18 protein-coding genes and 2 pseudogenes are annotated in these 20494 nt (G+C 67.7%); 11 read left to right on the top strand and 9 right to left on the bottom strand.

Going from position 1 to position 20494, the window contains the following annotated elements; translation table 11 throughout:
• Positions 1-40: 40 nt before the first annotated feature.
• Positions 41-550: a hypothetical protein gene (locus RKD23_RS00065; protein ID WP_424851638.1), complete on the bottom strand. Its 510-nt coding sequence runs from the start codon at positions 548-550 to the stop codon at positions 41-43.
• 529 nt (positions 551-1079) lie between these two features.
• Here RKD23_RS00065 and RKD23_RS00070 point away from each other — a divergent pair.
• Together RKD23_RS00070 and RKD23_RS00075 are read left to right on the top strand one after the other, a co-directional pair.
• Positions 1080-1517 carry a hypothetical protein gene (locus RKD23_RS00070; RefSeq protein WP_424851639.1) on the top strand — a complete coding sequence of 146 codons (438 nt, stop codon included), beginning with the start codon at positions 1080-1082 and terminating at the stop codon, positions 1515-1517.
• A gap of 514 nt (positions 1518-2031) precedes the next feature.
• Complete coding sequence (locus RKD23_RS00075; RefSeq protein WP_424858126.1) at positions 2032-2868, top strand: IS5 family transposase; 837 nt, start codon at positions 2032-2034, stop codon at positions 2866-2868.
• Here the strand turns inward: RKD23_RS00075 and RKD23_RS00080 are convergent.
• From RKD23_RS00080 to RKD23_RS00090, 3 genes are all read right to left on the bottom strand, one after another.
• Positions 2840-3310 (bottom strand): hypothetical protein, encoded by a 471-nt coding sequence (locus tag RKD23_RS00080; protein WP_424851640.1) that lies wholly within the window; start codon positions 3308-3310, stop codon positions 2840-2842. The two genes, RKD23_RS00075 and RKD23_RS00080, sit on opposite strands and share 29 nt — an antisense overlap.
• 475 nt (positions 3311-3785) lie before the next feature.
• Complete coding sequence (locus RKD23_RS00085) at positions 3786-4259, bottom strand: RICIN domain-containing protein (RefSeq protein ID WP_424851641.1); 474 nt, start codon at positions 4257-4259, stop codon at positions 3786-3788.
• 503 nt (positions 4260-4762) lie between these two features.
• Entirely contained in the window at positions 4763-4942 is a 180-nt protein-coding gene (locus RKD23_RS00090; RefSeq protein WP_402547282.1) for a tyrosine-type recombinase/integrase, read from the bottom strand.
• On the opposite strand from RKD23_RS00090, the gene RKD23_RS00095 reads away from it, so the two are divergent.
• Together RKD23_RS00095 and RKD23_RS00100 are read left to right on the top strand one after the other, a co-directional pair.
• Positions 4868-5113: a hypothetical protein gene (locus RKD23_RS00095; RefSeq protein ID WP_424858443.1), complete on the top strand. Its 246-nt coding sequence runs from the start codon at positions 4868-4870 to the stop codon at positions 5111-5113. The two genes, RKD23_RS00090 and RKD23_RS00095, sit on opposite strands and share 75 nt — an antisense overlap.
• Positions 5114-5947: 834 nt before the next feature.
• Positions 5948-6106: a hypothetical protein gene (locus tag RKD23_RS00100; protein WP_424851642.1), complete on the top strand. Its 159-nt coding sequence runs from the start codon at positions 5948-5950 to the stop codon at positions 6104-6106.
• A gap of 205 nt (positions 6107-6311) precedes the next feature.
• Here RKD23_RS00100 and RKD23_RS00105 read toward each other — a convergent pair whose 3' ends face one another.
• Complete coding sequence (locus RKD23_RS00105; protein ID WP_424851643.1) at positions 6312-7592, bottom strand: DUF6236 family protein; 1281 nt, start codon at positions 7590-7592, stop codon at positions 6312-6314.
• Between the two features lie 559 nt (positions 7593-8151).
• Between RKD23_RS00105 and RKD23_RS00110 the strand changes: the two genes are divergently transcribed.
• From RKD23_RS00110 to RKD23_RS00120, 3 genes are all read left to right on the top strand, one after another.
• A complete protein-coding gene (locus RKD23_RS00110; RefSeq protein ID WP_424851644.1) occupies positions 8152-8736 on the top strand; it encodes a hypothetical protein in 585 nt (194 codons plus the stop codon).
• 926 nt (positions 8737-9662) lie between these two features.
• Positions 9663-10349: an NUDIX domain-containing protein gene (locus RKD23_RS00115; RefSeq protein WP_424851645.1), complete on the top strand. Its 687-nt coding sequence runs from the start codon at positions 9663-9665 to the stop codon at positions 10347-10349.
• A gap of 477 nt (positions 10350-10826) precedes the next feature.
• The gene (locus tag RKD23_RS00120; RefSeq protein WP_424851646.1) at positions 10827-12116 is read left to right on the top strand and encodes a phospholipase D-like domain-containing protein; all 1290 of its coding nucleotides are present in this window, start codon (positions 10827-10829) and stop codon (positions 12114-12116) included.
• Between the two features lie 128 nt (positions 12117-12244).
• Here the strand turns inward: RKD23_RS00120 and RKD23_RS00125 are convergent.
• Positions 12245-12436, bottom strand: a pseudogene (locus tag RKD23_RS00125) (hypothetical protein); the annotation flags it as partial.
• A gap of 145 nt (positions 12437-12581) precedes the next feature.
• On the opposite strand from RKD23_RS00125, the gene RKD23_RS00130 reads away from it, so the two are divergent.
• The gene (locus tag RKD23_RS00130) at positions 12582-12953 is read left to right on the top strand and encodes a winged helix-turn-helix transcriptional regulator (protein WP_424851647.1); all 372 of its coding nucleotides are present in this window, start codon (positions 12582-12584) and stop codon (positions 12951-12953) included.
• 220 nt (positions 12954-13173) lie between these two features.
• Positions 13174-13495, top strand: a pseudogene (locus RKD23_RS00135) (fic family toxin-antitoxin system, toxin component); the annotation flags it as partial.
• 165 nt (positions 13496-13660) lie between these two features.
• Here RKD23_RS00135 and RKD23_RS00140 read toward each other — a convergent pair.
• Positions 13661-14482 (bottom strand): IS5 family transposase, encoded by an 822-nt coding sequence (locus tag RKD23_RS00140; RefSeq protein ID WP_424851648.1) that lies wholly within the window; start codon positions 14480-14482, stop codon positions 13661-13663.
• Between the two features lie 304 nt (positions 14483-14786).
• On the opposite strand from RKD23_RS00140, the gene RKD23_RS00145 reads away from it, so the two are divergent.
• On the top strand, positions 14787-16268 hold the full coding sequence (locus tag RKD23_RS00145; protein ID WP_424851649.1) for a NucA/NucB deoxyribonuclease domain-containing protein: 1482 nt from the start codon (positions 14787-14789) through the stop codon (positions 16266-16268).
• A 30-nt stretch (positions 16269-16298) separates the two neighbouring features.
• On the top strand, positions 16299-16901 hold the full coding sequence (locus RKD23_RS00150; RefSeq protein WP_424851650.1) for a hypothetical protein: 603 nt from the start codon (positions 16299-16301) through the stop codon (positions 16899-16901).
• A 16-nt stretch (positions 16902-16917) separates the two neighbouring features.
• Here RKD23_RS00150 and RKD23_RS00155 read toward each other — a convergent pair whose 3' ends face one another.
• Both RKD23_RS00155 and RKD23_RS00160 read right to left on the bottom strand, forming a co-directional pair.
• Positions 16918-18780, bottom strand: a complete 1863-nt coding sequence (locus RKD23_RS00155; RefSeq protein ID WP_424851651.1) for a tetratricopeptide repeat protein — start codon at positions 18778-18780, stop codon at positions 16918-16920.
• A 1056-nt stretch (positions 18781-19836) separates the two neighbouring features.
• A complete protein-coding gene (locus tag RKD23_RS00160) occupies positions 19837-20307 on the bottom strand; it encodes an RICIN domain-containing protein (RefSeq protein ID WP_424851652.1) in 471 nt (156 codons plus the stop codon).
• Positions 20308-20494 lie beyond the last annotated feature (187 nt).

The following is a 20494-nucleotide window of genomic DNA, read 5'->3' on the forward strand; positions in this document are numbered from 1 at the left end:
CTCTGGATGCTTTGTATCAATGCCGTGGTGCCGGGGCGCTCTAGTCGTGGACGATGCCGCTGACGGCGCTGGAGTCTGTCCCGGTGGCCTCCGCGTCCCCGGTGTGCACCGCGCGCGCCGGGCCCGGACGGGCGCCACCGGTGGTTTTGATGCCGGTGACCGCGCTGCCTCCCTCGCGGGCCACCGCCCGGCCCGTCGCGGCGGCCGTATCACCGGCCGAAGCGGCGACGAACGCCAGCAGTTCGCACAGCTCGTCGGCCACGTGCTCCCGCCCGGCATCGTCGAGTCCCTCCAGCAGCGTCTCGAACCGCCCGGCCCACACGCCTTCCTCTCGCAGCCGCTGCACGGCGAGGCCGGCCGGAGCGTCCGGGGCCAGGGCCCTTGCCGTGCGGTCCAGGCGTTCGAGCTCGGCCTGTGCCCGCGCGGCATCACCACCGCCGAAGATCTCTCCGACGCGGTGGCGCAGCCCGTTCCACGCATCGGTACCCGCAGCCTGAACCACCGCGCCACCACCCGCTGCCGCCAACGCCACCAACGCCTCCACCAGCATGCCCCGCCCCCTCGCGTATCCCCGGGCCGGCCCACTCGCCGTCGTCCCGGAGGCCCGACAACCACACAACGTCCACTCAACAACACGTCCAGCAACCAACAAGAGTTCCCGGTCCCTGACATCTGCGGCCCGCCCGGGGTCCGTAAGGCACCCGACCCCCAGAACAGCGGACCACTCGCCTCTCCGGGCTGGAAGCTGCACGGGCCGGGCGTTCCCGGGAACACACGGTGAGCGCGTTTCAAGGACCGCTTCACCACCACCCCTGACCTGCGCTCAGAAGCCATCCGCTTACCGATCAACGGGCTTGTCTGGTCGAACAAGGGTCCTGGAGGCAGGTGCACCCACGGCTCAGGTCCCTCAGAGTCCAGGTGCAGCACCGCGTTGTTCTCACGAATGCGAGTGTCGAACCGCCGTGCGTCACCTCGCTGGCGTGTGCTCTGCCTGGGGTCGTTCATGCGACGTCGGGCCCGCGGTGAGTTGGCAGGTCTCAGCCTTGCCGTGGCGGAACGGGCAGACGGATCATGCCGTCATGACGCGGCGACTTATGCGGGAAGAGGTCATGTGGACCGGGCAGCTAGGCAAGAAGTCAGCCGAACTGCGCCGGACCGGCGACCGAAGTGTCCTCACCATCGGGCACCGGCAGGCCATCATCCGTTCGGAGGCCCGGATCTGGCATCTCAGCGGCGTTCGCCCTCGGATCATCATCGAGCATGCAGATGAGCCGTCCTTCATCTACCGGTACCGGCTGAGCTGGGTCGGAATCTACGCGCTCTTCCTCGAGGCGTGCTACGACGAGTGGAGTGCCTTGGCCGACGACCCTGGCCTGGACCTTGTAGACCACCTCGGTGGTTACACCGACTGGCGGAACCCCTGGGATCCGATCCCGCCAAAGCCGCGCGCCTATCGCTCGGCGCGGCGGTGGCGTCGCCGGTATGGCAAGCCCGGGAGCAACCGTTCTCACTCATGACCAGGACACGATCCGCCCTCCAGTCAGCCACGGCAAGCACTGTTGCAGCCCTCGGTCAACAGCAGGAACACACGACCGTAGTTCGCATCGAGAGGGTCAGGCCGTGCCACAGTCGTGCCAGAACGAGTGGTCAGCCACGGTCAGTCGGGGCGCAAAAGGGGCAGAGACCTGCTGGCGCCTGGAGCACCGCCGTGGGTTTGCTGACCTGGCGCAACGGGGCAGAGAGCAGCGCCAGGCTTACAAAGCAGATGTCAGCTTTCTCTGAGACGCCATCCGCTTACCGTTCGGCAGGCTTGATCAGTCGAACAGGGTTCCTGTTCGGGTGATCTCTCGGTGGTCGGGGCATAGCGGCAGGGCCTCTTGGTAGCTCGGGGTTGCGATCCCAACCGAGCAGTACCAGGAGGCCCTGTTGTCGCAGTCTGTCGCGCTTGCGTCCGTGGAGTCCAACGGGCCGTCTCCTGCGGGTGACTGTCTCGCGCACAGGTTCGGCAACGCGGCGGACGGGCCCGTCCGCGTGCGGTGTTACGGCTCCGACCTGACGGAGGTGGAGTGGCAGGTCCTCCGGCCGCTGCTGCCGGTCCCCGCGTGGTTTCAGGGACGGGGCGGGCGGCCGGAGGGCTATTGCCACCGCGTGATGCTGGACGCAGTCCGCTATGTCGTCGACAACGGCGTCAAGTGGGTCAACCTGCCCTATGACTTCCCGCCGTACCGGCGGGTGCACGCGTTCGCCCGCCGCCGGCAGGTGACGGGCTTGCTCTCCGAGCTCCACGACCGGCTGCGCGACAAAGTGCGCCAGAAGGAGGGCCGCGACGTGGACCCGACGGCCGCCATCGTGGACTCGCAGTCAGTGCGGGCAGCAGCGAACATCCCGGGCTCCACGACCGGCTGGGACGGCGGCAAAAGGGTGGGCGGCCGCAAACGACACCTGGTGGTGGACTGCCTCGGCCTGGTCCTGGCCGTCGCAGTGAGCGCAGCGAACGTGCAGGACCGGGAGGCCGCAGTGCCTCTGCTCGAGCGGCTGTGCAGGCTCTACTTCTCCGTCCGGCTCGTCTGGGCGGACGGCGCCTATGCGGGGCGCCTGGTCGACTGGGCGGCCGAGAACCTCCACCTCACGCTCGAGATCGTCAAACGCTCTGACGACACCACGGGGTTCGTGGTGCTGCCGCGCAGGTGGGTGGTGGGAAGAACGCTGAGCTGGCTGATGCGCTCGCGTCGCCTGGTGCGCGACTACGAGACGCTGCCCGCGATGCACGAGGCCATGGTGCTGTGGTCGATGACCATGCTCATGAGCGGCCGCCTGGCCGGGCGCCGGCCCGGTGCCTTCAGCCGGCCGACGTCCCGAGCGAGGTGAACACTCCCGGCCGCGTCTGGAGCGCCCAGCCTCGTTCCACCAGGCGCTTCGCCTTCGACCGAAGTCCCTCGACCTTCGCCGGGACCGCCTGAAGCCCCAGGGCCCCAGCCAGCTGCTGGCACCGCATGCCTTCCCGGCCCGCCTGCGACTCCAGTATGGAAATGATCCGCTGGTATTCCGCAGGCAGGGCCGACGCCGTCATCCCCTCGGTCCGTCGCGGCACCACGGCCCCCGCCACCGCGCTCCCCACCGGCTCCACGACCGCACGCGGAGGCTCGGCCAGCACCTCGGCCACCGTCACACGAGCATCCGCAAGACGCTGAAGCGCGCATTCCGCCTCGCCGAGTGCGGCCTGCACCCACTCGGCCTCATCCCGCAACCGCGCGACCTCTTCCCGAACCTTCTTCTCCCGGGCCTCCAGCAGACCGAGTACGGACGGCACCAGCCACCTCCACAAGCGAGACGAACGGACGGAACCACGCCCATCTCTCCCGCCGCCAGCCGGAGTTCATGCCCACCCACCCCGAACCAAACGATCACGTTCGGAAAGCGGAAGGCGTCTCAATCCACACGGCTCTAACCTGCGGGGATGCGATGGTCCCGTCTCACCGAATTGTGTCGGTGCCGGTGCCAGCCTTCGCGCAGCCACCCGCGCACCCTTGTCCTGCCGAAGCCATCTGTCAGCTGACGAGCCGTTGACCTGGCGGTATGCCAGGTGGTCTGAGAAGTCGGCGGCTCCGGATTCTCAGACCACCTGGCTTTCGCGGAAGTCGCGCTCTCGATGAAGGCAGAACCTCCGGCATGTGCCCTGGTGTCCTATCTCTGCCCCACGGTGCAAGGTGGCTGAGGCTGATCATGGTCCCGGGCTACTGAGGTTGAACTCGTGGTGTCGTAGGGGATGACCGACTACAGGATGGTCAGGAGTACAGGATCCAACTCCGCGAGCCCCCGGTCGAGCACGTGTTCAGGCCGACACGGTGGTGGTCATCGGATCCCGCGACCAGACACGTCTTCGTCGCCTTGTTCACCAGCTGCCACCCTGCCCCGCCGCCATCATGCAGCGTCCACAGCGCCGCCTGATCCCCGGCGATACAGTCCCGCATCACCGGCACCCCGTTGCGCGCCACCAGACACAGCCGCGCCCCGGCATTCTGCCGCAGCTCCGTCTCCGTATCCGCGTACGGGGACATCAGCCACGTCTGGTACGCGCCCTCGTTGCACGTCGTCGTGTACGGCCCCCAGTCGGACCGGTAGTCCAGGCACTCACCCACGTCCGCGACGCTCTCGATGTGCACGTACTCCATCGACGTGGCCGTCGCGCTCGCCGGAGCCGTATTCAGCCCCCAGCACAGCACCCCAGCCGCCCCCATGGCGGCGATCTTCTTCAGCATGTGCCCTCCCCGTGTCGACACACGGCAACCTACCCAGGAAAGGGGAAAGGACTACACGGCACGACGGGCCGTGCGCAACGCGACAGTCCCCGCACAACGACGCCCCGCCCTCCACGGCCAGGCGGACGGGGCGTCGTGTGGCGGGGCAACGGCCGACGCCGTGACGCCCACGGCCGCGGGCAGCCCACCTGGCACGTCCCCTCGCCGATCGTGAAGGTCCTCGGACTCACCGTCGGCACCTGTCCGGTCTCGGCCCGGTGCTTGCCGCAGGTTGCGCACAACCCTCCAGACTTGCTGCCCTCGACAATGGCACCGCAGCCGGGGACCGTGCAGCCGTCCCAGCCGAGCATGGGATGCACTGCCGAAAGGGTCAGCGCCAGCGACCGCGGGTCCCGGCCCGCCTCGCGGAGAAAGTCCTGGCTGGTCGCGGCGCCTAGGCGGGACAGCGGCGATTCCGAGCTTTCGGCGTACGCGTGAATGCCGCCGAGCGGCGGTCACCGCAGTCATCGCGTCTCCTCGGCCGTCCGCGGCGAGCCCACGCGGTCCACCGCCTGACGCAACCGCTGCGGCGCGGGGTGCACGTAGACCTGAGTCGAGCTGGTGGAGGCATGACCGAGCAGGTCCTGCAGTTCGTCGACGGTCCCGCCGGCATCAAGTACGTTTCCGGCGAACCCGTGGCGCAGGGCGTGCGCACGAACCGTCTCGGCAAGCCGGCGCGTCGAGAAAGGGCGGCGAACAGGTCGTTGACCGCGTCCGGCTTCATCGTGGCGCCGACCGGCGGCCGGAAGAGGTTCACGAACACGAAGTCGCTGTCGGCGGCTTCGGCGATGCCCGCGCGCTCCAGGACGTACTGATCGTGAGCTGCGTGTGCCGCAGATAGGCATCCGCCACCCGGCACCGGCCGCAGGTCCTCGTCGACCACCGTCCAGTACCGTGCGCCCGAGGCATCCGTACCGGGAATGCTCGCATCCCAACTCCCTTGTCGATCTCGGCTGTCCAAACGACGACAGCCACATGACCGACACGGGTAGAGGACCCGTTGCGCACCGGACCAAACGCCTACCTACCGCAACAGTGGGCCACACCCCCGGGGAAGCCCGTGAAGTGCCGCTGCCCGCGGTACGACGTGTACCGCCGCACCGGGAGCACCAACTCGAACCGAACACGGGACACCGCCTCCAGCACGGACTTCCGCAGCCCGTCGTCTTCACCGTCAGCCCACTCGACATTGACCAGACCCGGATCCATCGCCACCCCCGGCTCCGCGTACCTGCCGAAACGACCGTGACAGGTACCGCGAGAACCGGACCAGGAAAGTGAGATCAAACCCCTCGCACGGGGAAAACGTCGTCGCTCAACGCGCGACGCAGTGAGAATCCGACAGTACGAACGACAAGCGGTGAGAATCCGACAGGCTCACTGCGACAGGACAACCCTGCCTGACCTGCAAACATTGAGTTCGCGCTCAATCCGCCAACTCGGCTGCTCAACCGCCAACTGTCCCGCTCAGTCACAAGAAGTGTGACTGAGCATTTCAGTTTGCCAGTTGAGCACGCCCTCGATCAGTGGTGGGACGGCCTTCCGGATGCGGGGCGGCCTGCGGTCGCCGGTCATACTGGCACCACGCAGGCGTTCGGCCTGTGAATTTGCTGCCACAGGCTGTGACGGCTGGATATGGGGGACCAGACGTGGACGACGAGGAGAAGATTGCGCGAGGAGTGGCCCGGGGCATCGCCCGGCACGAAGCCATACGAGTGGACGCGCAGGGTAGGCAGTTGCTCGGCTGTCTACTGCTGCTCGCGCTTTTCGTCGTCGGCTTCGTCCTGCTCGTCACGTACGACAGCTGAGCGGGATAGACCAGCTACTTGCGCCCAGGTGTGCAAGCTGTGGTTCGGATCCAGCCCGGAACGCTCAACCGGCCAAGGCAGCAGCTCACCCGCACGATGACCTGGACGGGATCACGCTCTTGATCCTGACGCTGAGGTTCCAGGTCAACCGCACATCGCGCGACAGACCGCGGTAGCTGGTGACGGCGAAGCCTGGTCGCAAGAGTCAAGGGCGTGTTCCCGCAATGCGTGCAAGTCCGTCGGCCATTCGGCCCAGCAAGGAGCGCGGAGTGAGGTCCTTCTCAACTTGCAGCAGGTAACTTGCAGCAGATGGGGTGAGGGCTGCCCTCCTGCGGTTTTTCAGGGTGTGCCGGAGCGAGAGAAGTCCGAAGCCTACTGCCCCCGCTCCGGCGATCACTGGGCTGTTGACCCAAAGGCCAGCACCTGTGGAAAGTGCGGCTGCGGGTAGTTCGAACTTGACGCTGGCGGCTGTGAACCCGTGATCAATATTCATTTCTCGCAGGTCCTTGCGGAGCGTATCCAGCACGTGAGTAAATTCACGCTGGACGACACCCTCAATGTACGCCTCGAAGGCGGCAGGCTCATGAACTTCGGATAGAAATTCAGTGAGGTCTCTCCCTGTGGACTCCACTGCATTGGTAAAGGCGTGGAAATCAGCAGCGTACCGTTTGCGCACCTCGACGATCTTACGGACAGGTATATCGCGCAGATTTGCCGGCGTCACGAGTTGCATCGCCAGAGCGCCAATCGTGCTAGTTACATCAGCGCGTGAGTGGCCTGGGTGTGGCTGAAGAAGTGCAGCCGCGATAGTGTCTTCGGTCCACCGCGGCTGGAAAAGATGGGTCATGGTCTGGTCGGTGGCGGGTATCAGGCGGCCCCTGCGGGCCAGAGTATCCGCGAGGGCGCATGTGTATACCCATGCAAGGTTCGGGTGAACGCCCAGCCAGGGCCTCATTTCCTGCCTGTCGATCGCAAGGTGCGTTCTGACAAGTTTACGGCGAAGCATCGTACCCACTTGGCCCATGCAGAGCCCCGTTATCGGCACGGCGGATTCACTCAGAGATCGGTGAGACCGGGGCCCCAGGTCCGGCGTGAAGGGTGTACGTGGCTCACCGATGAAAAGGAGGCCATTACGCTGACGCCAATTCGGAGAAAGCCTAAAACCTCCAACATGTGGTTCAACCCACTCCACCAGATCGGGATCGGTGCCTGCGACCATGTCGTTAAACCAAACACCGTATCGCTCCCTGAGCGAATCCTCGTGGTTCCGTATTGCGCTACGGAACATTGGATCTATTTCTGAGGCTGCGCTCTTGGGGTTGACATCTACGATGAAATCCAGCTCGCCCGCAAGAACCTTTACGGTTTCCGAATCCCGCACCGGATATTCTGTCGGCATCATTCGTGCCATTTTGGGCCAGTAAAGTGCGGCGAGTTTGAGCCACTCATCGGAGCGAAAATGCACGTACGGGTAGTACAAGCCCATGCGTAACACGGCAACCTTCCCCTATCAGCCTTTCGAATATCATGCCATCCGAGGCGTGGATCCTGTAGAGACCGTCGCGCTCCAGCGGCTGGGGGACGTTCGGGACTGAGCTGAGCATCGGAGTTGGCCAGTTGAGCGTTGGCCGGGCAGGGTACCGGCAGGGCCCTCTCGTTGATGTTGGTTTCCGCATTTCCTCGGTGTACGGCTCGCCCGCAGTGTGCTGTCGTCATGGGTGACGTACAGGCCGTTGACGTACCGGCAGTTCCGGTGTGGGCGCATGCCTGCCATCTGGACGATCTTGCGCTGCCGTACGCGCTGCCTGCTCGGGCCGCTGAGTGCCTGGATCTGGGGCCGGGATGGCCGCGTACGTGGACGGTGACGTGGAAGGTCGTGAAATCCGACGTCATCGTCCCGGTTAAGGACCTGTCGGCCGGTCCGGCGGTGGTGTCGGTTCCGGTGCGGCGGTTTGCCTGGCGGACCGGGCAGCGTCACCGGCCTGGGCTCGAGTGCCTGGTGTCGACCGGTCGGCAGCACGGCTTCGAGAGTCTGGCCGAGCGACGTGTTCGGCGAGCCGATCACGGCCGATCTCACCCTGGGCATGGACGCGTTCACGCACTCGCTGGTCGCTTTCCGGCTCACGCCGGGATCGGACGCCTCCATCGAGGTGGCCATGTTGCTGCGGGACGTGATGCTGCCGCTGCCGATGCGCCCGGACTGGACGCCGGACATGGAGTGGCACTACCCCGGCGTCCCAGCCGCGCTGGTCACCGAGTTCGCCGGCCATCCGGTCGCCGGGCGGCCGTTCTTCGCGCCGGAGACGGTGACCAGCGATCACGGCAGCGTCTACAAGAACCACCACCTGGTCCGGGTCGCCCGCACGCTGGGGATGGTGGTGCTGCCGGCGAGGGCGATGCGCCCGCAGGACAAGGCGGCCTGCGAAGCCCCCGCTACATCTCCGACGACCGCGCACGCCTCGCCGTCACGGCCTATAGCTGGACTCAAGTCACCCTCGGCGAAACCCAGTTCGCCCCACGACCGCCCGAAGCCCGAAACAACCCCGAACTCGACGCGACATGGAGCCAGGACCGGTTCACCATCGGGCACTGGCTCCGGCAGAACAAGGTGCCCTTCTACCAGCAGCTGAAGCCGCTGCTCGACGCTTACGCCGAGCAGCTCAGCCACGACATCGACACGGAACACTCAAGCGGCCAACTCTCGCGCTCACTGGCCAACTGAAGCGCTCAGTCACATGTCCTCGCGGAGGAGATCCGCAGAGGGTGGCCTACAAGTCGATCTGAATGTGCTCGATGTCGGTGAACTCCACGCCCAGGCCGTACGCCCGGGAGTTGCTTCCCCGCCCTGGTCGCCCGCACCCTGACCGATCTCACGCCCGACGAACGCCACGTCCTGTGCTCGGTAAGCCTGCTGGATGCCTTCGACGTCCCCCTCGACACCCGGGCCGCGCGGTCGCGAACAGCTCATCTCCGTGGCACTCGGGCACGGCGAGCGCACCGGGCGGCCCCGTGTCTACGCCGCCTCACCCAGCGGCGTCCGGGATCTGACCAGCGGTCGGCGTTTGGCGAAGACCGACGGCGGGACAGGCCATTCGGCACTCGCTGTCGACCCCCGCGGGGCCGGACTCGCCGTCGGAACGGGCATGATGATCAGGCTGCCAGGCGGTTCGGTCTCACGGCAGACGTGGCGCGGAGGCAGAGACAATCCCCTCGCCTTCGCTCCCCAAGGCTCGTTGCTCGCCGTGGCGACAGTCCAGGGGCGGGTCGTCCTCTGGGACGACGCGAGCCGACGCCGCCGCGGCCTGCTCCGGGGTACGGGAGGCGACGAGGGTGGTGGCCACGGCCTGCCCGACTGCTCCGGCGACCACGACACCGACCGCGGCCTCGCACAGTCCGCTCCCGCCGGGTGGCTGGTGAAGGCCAGGGAGTGCTGGACCGTGTTGAGGTGTGGGCAATGTTCCCATCGACGGCCCAGGGGTCACACGCTTCTACGATGGGCCGGTGACCGAGACACTGCCCCCCCGCGGGCATTGACTTCTTCGCCGTTGACCGGCTTGTGCTTGCCGAAGCTGCGGAGCCGCTGCTGTCGCCGCAGGACGCTGAGGCACGCGACCAGGTATGGGACGTGGCGGTCCGGGCCAATCCCGCTCTCTTCGACGGGCCCGTGGTGGCGTGTGGGGGACTGGAGTGGACCGGTCCGCGCAGCCTGCTTTTGTCCTGGGTGCGTGTGACCTACCGGCACTACGCCTTGCGTCGTGTTCCCGGCGCTCTCGCGCTGCCCTCGTTGTTCGTGAACGTCCTCCAGCCGACCGACGACGGCCGTGTGCTGGCAGCGAGGATGTCACCCGCGACGGCCGCCCCGGGCCGCTGGCAGCTGCCAGGAGGGTCTGTGGAGCCTCCCCAGTACGGGGCAGTGCTGGACGAGTTGGCACTGGCCGGGCAGGCCGCGCGGGAGCTCGCCGAGGAGCTTGGGATCGACACGGCCGCCCAGAACCTGAAGCTGTGGGTCGTCACCCGCGGCGAGAACGGCAGTGTCGGCCTGACCTACCTGGCCCCCGCCCTTCCCGAAGCGACGCTGCGCGCAGACTTCACCGCTGCCGCGGCAGCCGAGCGCGTACGGGGCCGCGAACCCGAACTCGACGACATCGCCCTGGTGCGCTCCCCGGACGAACCGGCTGGGCTGGCCGGGCCGCACGCGGACTACCTGGAGCCGATCATCCGCCGCTTCACCGGGTGCCGCTGAGGTCAGGCGCCGACGAGGAAGTCGCGTCCTCGTTCATCGAGCTCGGCCACGCACCGCAGGCCGCGGGCCCTGAATCGGGCGAGGTCGCTGCGCATGCGGGAGACCGCCTTGCGCCTCGCACCGCTGCTGCTGCAGCCCCGGCCAGGCGGGGAACTCCTCACGCCCCATGCGCTGTCCGCGCGTACGCGGTGCCGCCTTCTCGGACTTGGTCAGGCGCCGGTCCCAGTTGCCGTGTGCGGTGTAGCTGTAGGCACTGCAGCCGACCGTTCCCCATCCCCCGAAGCCGTGACGGCCATGGGCCCAACGGCCGTTGACAGAAAGTCATCGGCTGGGCTCTGCCTGAGGGTTGCCCCTGCGCCGCCGGGTGCCCGCAGGGCCGCCCGGCCGCTGGGATATGTTGACGTCCGGCCCGGCGGGGCGCGGGCTCCGGGGGTCCCGGGGTCCACGCCCGCGTCCCGCGGGTCCACAATGCCCCATTTGTCATGCACTCACCATGGGTCGCCGTACGCACTGGAGGTCGGTGTGCATCCGCACCGCAGATCCTGGCTCCTCGGGCTGGTCGTCGCCCTCACCGCCGTTCTCGCCGCGCCCACCCCGGCCGCGGCGGTCACCGTCACGCCCGGGGCGGTCTTCAACGACCCCGCGGGCACGGCCGCCGACCAGAACAGGATCCGCGACCACCTCGTCTCGCTCATCGGCGACGCCCCGGCGGGCAGCTCGGTGCGCATGTCGATGTACACCTTCACCGATGGCCCCGTCCGGGACGCGCTGATCGCGGCCAAGAACCGGGGCGTCTCCGTGCAGGTGATCCTCGACCACTCCTCCTCCGAAACCGTGACCGTGGGCGGAGAGCTGGAGGCCCTGCGCACCGCGCTGGGCACCGACCGGACCCAGCCCTCGTGGCTGCTGGACTGCGGCAGGAACCGCGGCTGCATCGGCACCCGCCCGCTGACCACGTCAGACGGCTCGCCGGACTACCCGATCAACCACAACAAGTTCGTCCTCTTCTCCCACACCGGAGGGGCGGACAACGTGGTGGTGCAGACCTCGTTCAACCTGACGACCCACCAGCGCGAACGCCTGCACAACAACGCGGTGACCCTCGTCGACAAGGGCCTCTACGACATCTACCGGGCCTACTTCGACGACCAGGTCGCCCACGCGGCCGGCGCCGGCCTGAGCCACTACTACAAGACGCCGACCAGCACCACGAACCCGGCGTACAAGGCGTACTTCTTCCCGCGCAAGGAGACGTCCGGCACCACCTACCAGACCGACGCCTCCACCGACACGGTCAAGCTGATCCTCGACAAGGTGAACTGCGCGGCAGGCTCCGAGGTGCGCATCGCGGCCAACCTCTTCTACCGGACCCACATCGCCGACAAGATGGTCTCCATGGTGGACGCTGGCTGCTCGGTGATCCTCGCCCACGACAGCGACCCCAACGGCGGCGGCGACGGTGTGAACTCCATGGGCCAGACCGTCGAGGGCATCCTCTCCGGGCAGCTCACCCAGCGCGTGGAGTGCTGGGAGACCCCGCCCGCCGGGCGCACCGGCAACATCGGTCTGCACTCCAAGTACCTTCTGGTCAACGGCACGTACGACGGTGTCGCCGGCAAGAAGATCGTCTGGACCGGCAGCCACAACTACTCCTACCAGGCGCTGCGGTCGAACGACGAGACGCTGCTGAAGATCGACGACGCCGCTGTCTTCGACCAGTACAAGGCCAACCACGTGCAGCTCATGAGCTACTGCGCGGGCAGCTGACCCGCACCGCCGCCGGCCCGTACGAACGAGGGCGGCAACGGCCGGAAGGCCGGGCCCCATGGGGAACCCGGCCCTCCAGCGCGTGCGGGCGCGGACTACTCGGCCTCGATGGCGTTCAGCATGTTCAGCTACGCCGCGCCGCGCGCCGGCCACATCGCGGCCAGGACACCCACCAGGGCGGCCAGCAGCTGGAAAATCCCAACGCGGTCCCACGGCATGACCATCCCGTACCCCGGGATGGAGTCCTTGAGGGTCTGGCCGATGGCCCAGCCCAGGAAGCTGCCCATCGCGACCCCGACCAGCGCGCCGAAGACCGGCACCGCCGATCGCGGTCCTGACCGCACTGAGAACCATCGTCCGGTCCTGGCCGGTCAGCAGCTGGGCCAGTTGGCCCTCGTCTTCCTACGGTCACGTGACGGCCACCGAGTGGGCGACGCCCGCCGCGCCTGAGGACCCACCCGTGCCGTGCTCGAACTGATCGCCGGGAAGTGGACCATGCTGGTGCTGGTGGAACTCGAGGACGGCCGGCCCATGAGGTTCGCTGAGTTGCGCCGACGGCTGGATGGCGTGACACCGAAGGTACTGACGCAGACCTTGCGTGCGCTGGAGCGCGAGGGTTTGCTGAAGCGCCGCCTGTACCCGACCGTGCCACCAGGCGTGGAGTACCGTCTGACCGAACTGGGTCAAGAGGCGGGCGAGCTGGTGCAAGGTATCACCGACTGGTCGCAGGCGAACATCGCCGCCATCAGGTCCGCACGACAGGAATTCGACGAGCGCACCGCCGCCGGCCTTCCGGGCTCCGATGGGCAGGCGCGCTCAGCGCTGACCGTGGACTGAACTCCGCTCCGCACGCTTGGCCCTGAGCCCGCCACCGGACCAGAGCAGGACGCGACGCACGGGCAGATCCGGCAAGGCACAACAAACTGCAGACCTGCGGAACGTGCGACCGGCCCGGCCCGGAAGGGCAGACGCCCGTGAACAGTTCAGGCACTCGCCGACAAGTGGCCCTCGGACGATCCGTCGGCCACCCCCATCCCGGGCCGTCACGTCCTGGATGCCCTCGGTCGGAGACCCTGTGACGACTGCAGCAGCACGTGTGGGGCCCGGCTCCCGGGCGGGGCCACGCCCTTCTCGGACCTACATCTACGGATCCCTGTATCCCAAGGCCGCAGCCCTGTTGCAGGCCCTGGCGAAGCTGCCGCGCCTGGAACACTCCAACGAACGCTTCGCCTGGCACTCGACCGAGGCGTATCTGATCCTCAACGCTCGCGAACTCGGCTACCCTCCCAAGGCAGCTCTCGCGCTCGTACGTGACGCGGCCTCGCTGGCGCTCGGCGTCGCCCGGACGCCGCCAGCTACGCGACTGGACCATCAACTGAACGTGCCGCGCGGCGCCTGTGTACGCTCCAAAGGGTGCAGGAGGACGGATCAGGACATCCCTAGGGTGCGTGCTGTGACCAGGCAGGATCGAGCGGATGCGGTGGACCGGGAGAGGGCCGGGCGCCTGCTGCCCGATGTGGCCTTAGAGAGCATCTGATCACTGTCTAGGATGCCGTGAGCAGGATGTCTGTTTCGATTCGCCAGGTTGGTATGGATTCTCCCGTCAGTTCGCGGGACATTTTGTTAGCCATCGCCCAGTGGATCATCGTGCGGGACCTTTGGGGCAGAGCTTCGTAGTCCCGCGCCAGCCGGCGGTGCTGCATCGGCCATCCGAAGGTTCGCTCGATCACCCAGCGCTTGGGAAGCGGCTCGAACCCCGTCGCCCGGCTCCGCTGCACGACCTCAACGTCGATGCCGTAGCCGGCACCGTGGTTGAAGATGCTGCTCTGGTATCCGCCATCGGCCCAGACCTTGGTGACGCTGGGATGCTCGGCCGGCAGGTCGTCGAGCAGACGCTTGCCGTCGATGGTGTCGTGGACGTTCGCGGCAGTGACCAGGACGGCCAGGACCAAGCCGAGCGTGTCGGTGATCAGATGCCGTTTGCGTCCTTTGATCTTCTTGCCGTCACCGATGCCCTGGCTGGTCTCGGCCACGTTTGCCGAGGTCTTCACGCTCTGCGCGTCAACCACCGCTGCGGTCGGCTCTATGCTGCGGCCGTGGGCTCGGCGGGCCTTGTCACGTAAGAGGTCGTGGACCTGCTGGGTGGTGCCGTCGGCTTCCCACTTCGCGTAGTAGTCGTAGACGGTCTTGTACGGCGGGAAGTCATCAGGGAGGTACTCCCACGGGATGCCGGTGCGGTTGACGTAGAGGATCGCGTTGACGATCTCTCGCAGGTCGTGCACCCGGGCCGCTGTGCCCGGCCCGGTCCGTCTTGACCGCCAGGCGGTGAAGACCGGCTCGATCAGGGCCCACCGGGCATCGGACACATCGCTGCGGTAAGGACGTGCACGCTCAGGCCCGTCCTAACGACCACCCACACCCGCCATCACAAAATCATCCCGAACTACCAACTACGTAGATCAGATGCTCTTTTACTCGGAGGGCGCTCCTTCCCCGACTCGGTGACATCGGCCGGATACCTACCCCCTCCTCCGGGGGGTGACTGCTGGTATCCGCGTGGTCGCTGTGTTTGGATCTTCGTGACCAGTCGCGGACATGCCACACGAGGTTGGTCTGCGCTGTTATGACCAAACTGGGGGTTACAACTTGAGATCGCGAACGCTGTTATGCGTGGGGGCCGTGACGCTGGGACTGCTGGGCAGTCACCTCGGCATGGCGCAGGCGGCCAGCGGACCGGAGACAGCTGCGGGAACCTCACTGACCAGGGGTATCACCGCTGCTGACACGCCTGCTGACGAACCGTCGCCTGGCTCGGAGCTCACCGAGGACGACCCGGAGACCGCGCCTGCGGCGGAGGACATCGCCCTGGGTGCGCAAAGCACGGTTGAAGAACCAGTGCCAGGACCGGCAACCGCCGAAGACGGAGAGTCTCTCGGACTGACGGCCGGCCACCAGATCGAATGCGACAGGCAGAGGGAGGCTGCTGCCCTGCAGCCCGACGCTCAGTACGCAGCCTGCACCTCGGCGCTGGAGCCAGCAGTTGAACTCGATGCCGCGGAGCGGACCGCTCTGTCGCAGCTTGACGCTCCTGTCGACACCGCTGCGTCTGAGTCGGCCATCCTGGCCGCCGCGGCGGCTGCGGAGCCGTTTGAGTCGCAAGCGGTGCCGGACGGTGCCGCGGAAGAGACAGTCGCAGCGGATTCACCGAGCGACGAATCGGCGGCCGCGGCAGCCAGGCGTTCACCATGGCGAGAGCCGAAGTGGTGCATCGACGCGGGAGTGGACTCAACGTGGTACGTCGAGCGCATGCGCGGCTGCGGCATATTCCGCTCTGACCTCACCGTCGTCGACGTGCGTACAGGCCGAGTCGTCGGTGGCATCAAGTACCTCATCGTCGGCTACTCCTTCACGGCCCGGAACGACAAGAGGTGGGCCTACCAGGTCAGGCTGATGGAGACCAAGCGGTGGGGGTCAGGAGTAAGTGGCACCCGGGCGTACGGGAGCGCCGCCTGCACGGGCAAGTGCAAGGTTGCGAAGAAGGACTTCCCGTCCCAGGCCATCACCGCGAGCGCCGAGCCGTACGGGCAGTTCTTCATGGACACCACCATCAATACAGCGGTCCGCATGCAGCGGGGAACCGGCCGGTCCATCGCGGTCTGGCGGTTCACCAACCCTGCATGGCCCGGGCCCTCGAACGCGACGAAACTGTCCAGCGTCGAAGTCCGCTGTGACACCGCTATGCCAGGAACGACCCGCCAGGTCGGCTGTGTGAACCTCCGCGCCGTGCCGGTGCTCAGCTACAGCCTGAACGGGCCGTGGCCAGAACTGGCTGACCACATCAGGGACGCCCAGGCCACCGGGCTGCCGGGCAAGTACGGTACGACGCACTACCTCACGCGGCTCACGGACCGCGAGAAGAATGAAGAAAACCGGGAAGAGGCGTGCCCGCGAAGCCTGCAGCGCCCGCCCGGCAAGTCATGCGACGAGTATCCCTTCGCCTCAACATGGCAGGGTGCGAAGTACAGCGGTGGTCCATTCAGCCGCCGTATGATCAACGACACCCAGAACACCGAGGGAGGCCGGGCTCTCAAGGGCTTCTACGTCTACAGCCGCGTCCTGGAGGGCGACCGGTTCCTGGTATGGATCAGATAGGCCCAGGCATCGACCCGGAAGAGAAACGCAGTGAACCAGCCAGACCGCGCGCATACAGCGCTGGTATTCGCCCAGTACCACCTCTTCCAGATCACAGACCCGGAAGGGGCGCTGAGCGAAGACGTCGATCCGAACCACAACGGGCTCGTATCCGCCGTCGGCGGCAACATCGAGGTGCTGACGGGGATCCACACCGGCAACGTCGAGGTCACCGTCGAACTGCACGCCCAGCGACCCGATCCGGGGGCCGACTGGGAAGAAATCGCCGAGATCTCCTGCCATTCCCCGTCGGGGGACATGCTGGTGACGCCCCTCATGGACGACCCGGCAGACCTGCCCTCCCTCGCGTTCCAGGGCCCCGGCAGCTACCGGCTGCGTCTCCACGCCACCGGGAGAGACCGGGCGGTCGACGGGACGTCGAAAGACGGAGTCGTGGAGGCCTACCTGATCCAGAGCTGGCCGGCAGCACACCAGGATGCCCTCCTGGTGAAGGCAACCGACGGCTACGGGAGCCAGGTACGAGCCCGGCCGGCCAACGACACCATCGTCATCGACCGCGAGGACTCCCTCGACACCCAGGCCGGCCGGGAACGCGACATCCTGCGCCGCTCCTACCGAGATGACTACTCCTGATCCACGCAGGTCGACGTCACGGCAGCCCCACAGCATCTGACCGATCACCGCAAGCCGGGCCCCTTCCGTTCGGAGGGGGCCCGGCTCGTACTGTCTCCGGCGCCGTCAACACGCCCACACCTACGTACCGCTCCCCCACCCGAACGCGAAGGGCACACGCACAGGTCACCGATTTCCTTCCAGCGAATGAGACACCTCTCCCTCCCGGCATCCGCCGGAGGCTTCGTGCCTTCTGAAGGACCGAAGTGCCGACCTCCGGGTCCTCGGTGCCGCCTGCGTCGATCAGCTCCTGGTTGATCGCGATCTCCGCGTCCAGGTCCGGGATGCTGTTGGTGAGGCGATGGCGGGCGTTGTGCGAGGCAGCCAGGTTGGTCCGCAGGGACGGCAGCAACGGGTGCCCGGGCGGGGCCTCGTCGACCGCCTCGCGGCACACGGCCACCGAGGTGTCGAGGTCGCTACGGCTTTCCGCGCGCTCTCCTCTCTCGCGCAAGGCCGAGCCCAGGTGCCCCAGGGCGTTCAGGCGCAGCGTCCCGTCCCGCGCGGGAGCCTTCGCGGCCTGCCGGAACCGGACCACGGCGCCGTCCAGGTCCGCGGGCTGCTCCAGGCGGTGCGCCCGCAGCTGAAGGGTGCGGCCGAGCAGCAGGGCGACCTCGGCGGTGTCGAGGGAGTCAGCGGGCAGCCCACGCGCGAAGGACTCCAGTAACTGCACCGCCGCGTCGAGGTCTTCGCGTCGGTCGGTCTGCTCGAACCGCGCCGTCAGGTTGGCGACGAGGCTCTCGAGCACATGCACGCGCGCGGGCACAGCGATCTCCTCGGCGTCGACGAGCAGGCGGAGCATCGCGATGGCCCGGTCGAGGTCGGTGAGCCGCCGGGTCCGCTGATGGAGTTCGAGCAGCAGGCCGACAAGCGCGGACATTTCGTCGAAACGCAGGGTGCCGGGGTGGTCGGCCGGGGCGCGGCGGACGAGGTCGTCGTAGGCGTCCACGGCCTCCTGGAGGTCGGTGAGCGAGCCAGTGACCTTGAACCGGCCCTCCAGCGCGGCGGCGAGGTCGAACAGCCGCTCCCGTCGATCCGCCGCGACACCGGCGGCCGTGAGCGCCCGGCGTGCGGCATCGACGGCCTCGTCCAGCTCCGCGGGCTGCGCCGAGCGCTGGAGGCGCAAGCGCTCCGTGTTGCGCCACAGGTGCGCCATCTCCGAAGCGCGGACGTGGCCCGGGGGGACGATCTCCAGCGCGGCACGACAGGCGTCGCGACACGCCTGAAGGTCCGCCTCCGCGTCCGCGTAGGTGAAGCGGACGAAGTGCATGTGCGCCAGTACCTCCAGGCGCGTTGCGCGATCGGGGTGCCCCACGGGGGTACAGGCGACGATGCCCCGGGCCAGGTCGATGAGACAGTCGACCTGGCTCGGCGCGAAGGAGCCGGAGAACGGCAAGAGCGAGTCCACGATCTCGTCGCGCCGCCCCGCGGACGCCTCGCGCAGACTGCGCTGCCACTGCACCATCAGCGCGTGGGGCGGAACGCCCTCAGGGTGGGAGAGAATCTCCACGATCATGGAGGTCGTCGCGCGCAGGGCCCTGCCCGCCAACGACGGCACGAGCGGCTCGGGCACGCCCGGCACTTCGGCGAGATAGCAGGGCAGCAGGAGGTTCTCGGCCCGCTCGGTCTCCTGCGGAGCCATGTGCGGGGGCACGATGCCGCTGCGGTACCAGTGGAACAGCCCCAGCGCGAAGTGGCAGGCGCGGTCGTGGTCGTCCGCGAGCGCCTCAGCGACGCCCTGGGCGTCGTTCCTGGCCTCCGGGCCCAGCAGAATGCCAGGAGTTCCCTCGTCCCGGAACCGCCTGAGGCGTACCTCCATGGAGAACAGCCGGTCGCGTCGCATCACCACTCGCCCCCCGGGTGGTCCAACGAACCCTCTACAGAAGAATATTGACAGGCCGAAGGGGTCCTCGTCTGTGCGGCGCACGGCTCCGGGACTCGGCTGCGAGAGTTCGCCGGAGAGTGTGATTCCGAAGGGCTGCGGCGCTACCCTGCGCGGGAGAAGCGAGGTGCCGGGGATTCCATGTATCGCGCGCTCATCGAAAATCCGATACGCCGCCACCACGGCCCTGCGTCCCCAATGGGGCATGAAACCACGACGCACCCCTGCCAGCACCGCCCCGCCGCACGCGCAGGATTATGTTCCTCGGCATGGGCGGTCCCCGGCATAGCGAGCCCCCTGTTCGACGTGCGGGGGGCCACTGACGATGCCCCGCCCACCGCACGTCGCGGCGGGCACGGAAGAGGCCACAGGTGCGCACGCGCCGGACACGCGGGTGGTGCCGGCAACGGCCGAACTCGAGCCGCCAGTGACCACCCTCGATCCAACGACGGCTTCGGGACCCCTTACCCCACCCGGAGCCCCGTCACATGTGCCCCTCGGCTCGATGCCTCCCCGGCCCGTTCCACAAGGCGTACGCGCGAGCCGAGTTCTGCTCCCCCGCGCCGGACTCGCCCCGTCCTAGGTCGCCCGAGCCCTGGAAAGCGCCGACCACCACCACGGCAGGCGCCCGCAGTTCCTGTTCGTCGACATCAGCGCCACATACGTGCCGCACAGCCCCACCTGGACTCCGGTAAAGGCGCCGCAGTCTCGCAGGCTGCCGCCCTCGCCCAGGGCCGACGCTGGACCCTCCTCGCCGCCGTGCAGACGACCACCGAGACGCAGGAGCGCCGAACCCGGCACCGCACGGGCCGCCGGACCGACGCAACAAACCGGTTGACCGGCCGAACATCGCCTGCGCCGCTGGAGGCGCCGCTCTTCGCAGGCATTGGGGCCTCCGCGAGCCTGCTCCTGGGAGAAAGACCGTGAGAGCACGGGATTCCGGGCGCTCGTGAAGGTTGTGGGGCAGCGGGCCGCCGGTGAGGGCGGCCCGCCCGGCTCTTGGGGTCGGCCGACGGGTCACACCGGGTCGATTACCCAGCGGGACGCCGTGCTGATGGTGGGCTGGAAGACGACCGTGGCCCCCACCGATCCGTTCGCATCCAGGTACTTGCCGCTCCAGTTGTGCCGGATGGACTTCGGGCTGCCGGACGTAGTCGTCCACTTCTGGTACGCGCCGCCGTTGCAGGGGAACGTGTAGACGTCCGCGCCGTTCCCGTCGAGGCAGTGGCCCGACGCCGGGTTCCTGAAGACGCCGCCGCTGATCTGCCACACCTGCTTCGCGCTGCGGTCGCATGTGCCGAGGACCAGGTCGCCCTTGCCGCCCGAGATGTTGACCTGGAGGCAGGAGTTGCTGCTGTTGCCGTTGATCACCTGGTAGTTCACGGCCGCCGCCTGGGCCGAGGCCGCGCCGCCGACCAGCAGCGCCGAACCGCATGCGAGCGCCGCACCCGCGCCGGCGAGTCGGATGAGGCTTGCCTTGAGTTCCATGGTTGATCCCCTCGTCGAGTTCAGGTCGTTGGCGTGCCATCTGCGCCGCCGTCCACGTTGCCGGGTGGCGCCGCTCGGGCGCGTGGTCCCGGAGAAGCCCGGATCCGCTGCGCTTCCCGCTGAACACGCAGCGTCCGCGGGCTCCGGAGTCCGGACGGTTCCGGAGAGCGGAGCGAGGGAAAGCCGC

This window comes from Streptomyces sp. SAI-170 (assembly GCF_049739565.1).
Classification (GTDB): Bacteria; Actinomycetota; Actinomycetes; order Streptomycetales; family Streptomycetaceae; genus Streptomyces.

What these genes read in the sequence shown, in the direction of transcription:
- RKD23_RS00065 (WP_424851638.1), bottom strand. Translation starts at nt 550, where the DNA reads ATGCTGGTGGAGGCGTTGGTGGCGTTGGCGGCAGCGGGTGGTGGCGCG.
- RKD23_RS00070 (WP_424851639.1), top strand. Translation starts at nt 1,080, where the DNA reads ATGACGCGGCGACTTATGCGGGAAGAGGTCATGTGGACCGGGCAGCTA.
- RKD23_RS00085 (WP_424851641.1), bottom strand. Translation starts at nt 4,259, where the DNA reads ATGCTGAAGAAGATCGCCGCCATGGGGGCGGCTGGGGTGCTGTGCTGG.
- RKD23_RS00095 (WP_424858443.1), top strand. Translation starts at nt 4,868, where the DNA reads ATGACCGAGCAGGTCCTGCAGTTCGTCGACGGTCCCGCCGGCATCAAG.
- RKD23_RS00105 (WP_424851643.1), bottom strand. Translation starts at nt 7,592, where the DNA reads ATGGGCTTGTACTACCCGTACGTGCATTTTCGCTCCGATGAGTGGCTC.
- RKD23_RS00155 (WP_424851651.1), bottom strand. Translation starts at nt 18,780, where the DNA reads ATGCGACGCGACCGGCTGTTCTCCATGGAGGTACGCCTCAGGCGGTTC.
- RKD23_RS00160 (WP_424851652.1), bottom strand. Translation starts at nt 20,307, where the DNA reads ATGGAACTCAAGGCAAGCCTCATCCGACTCGCCGGCGCGGGTGCGGCG.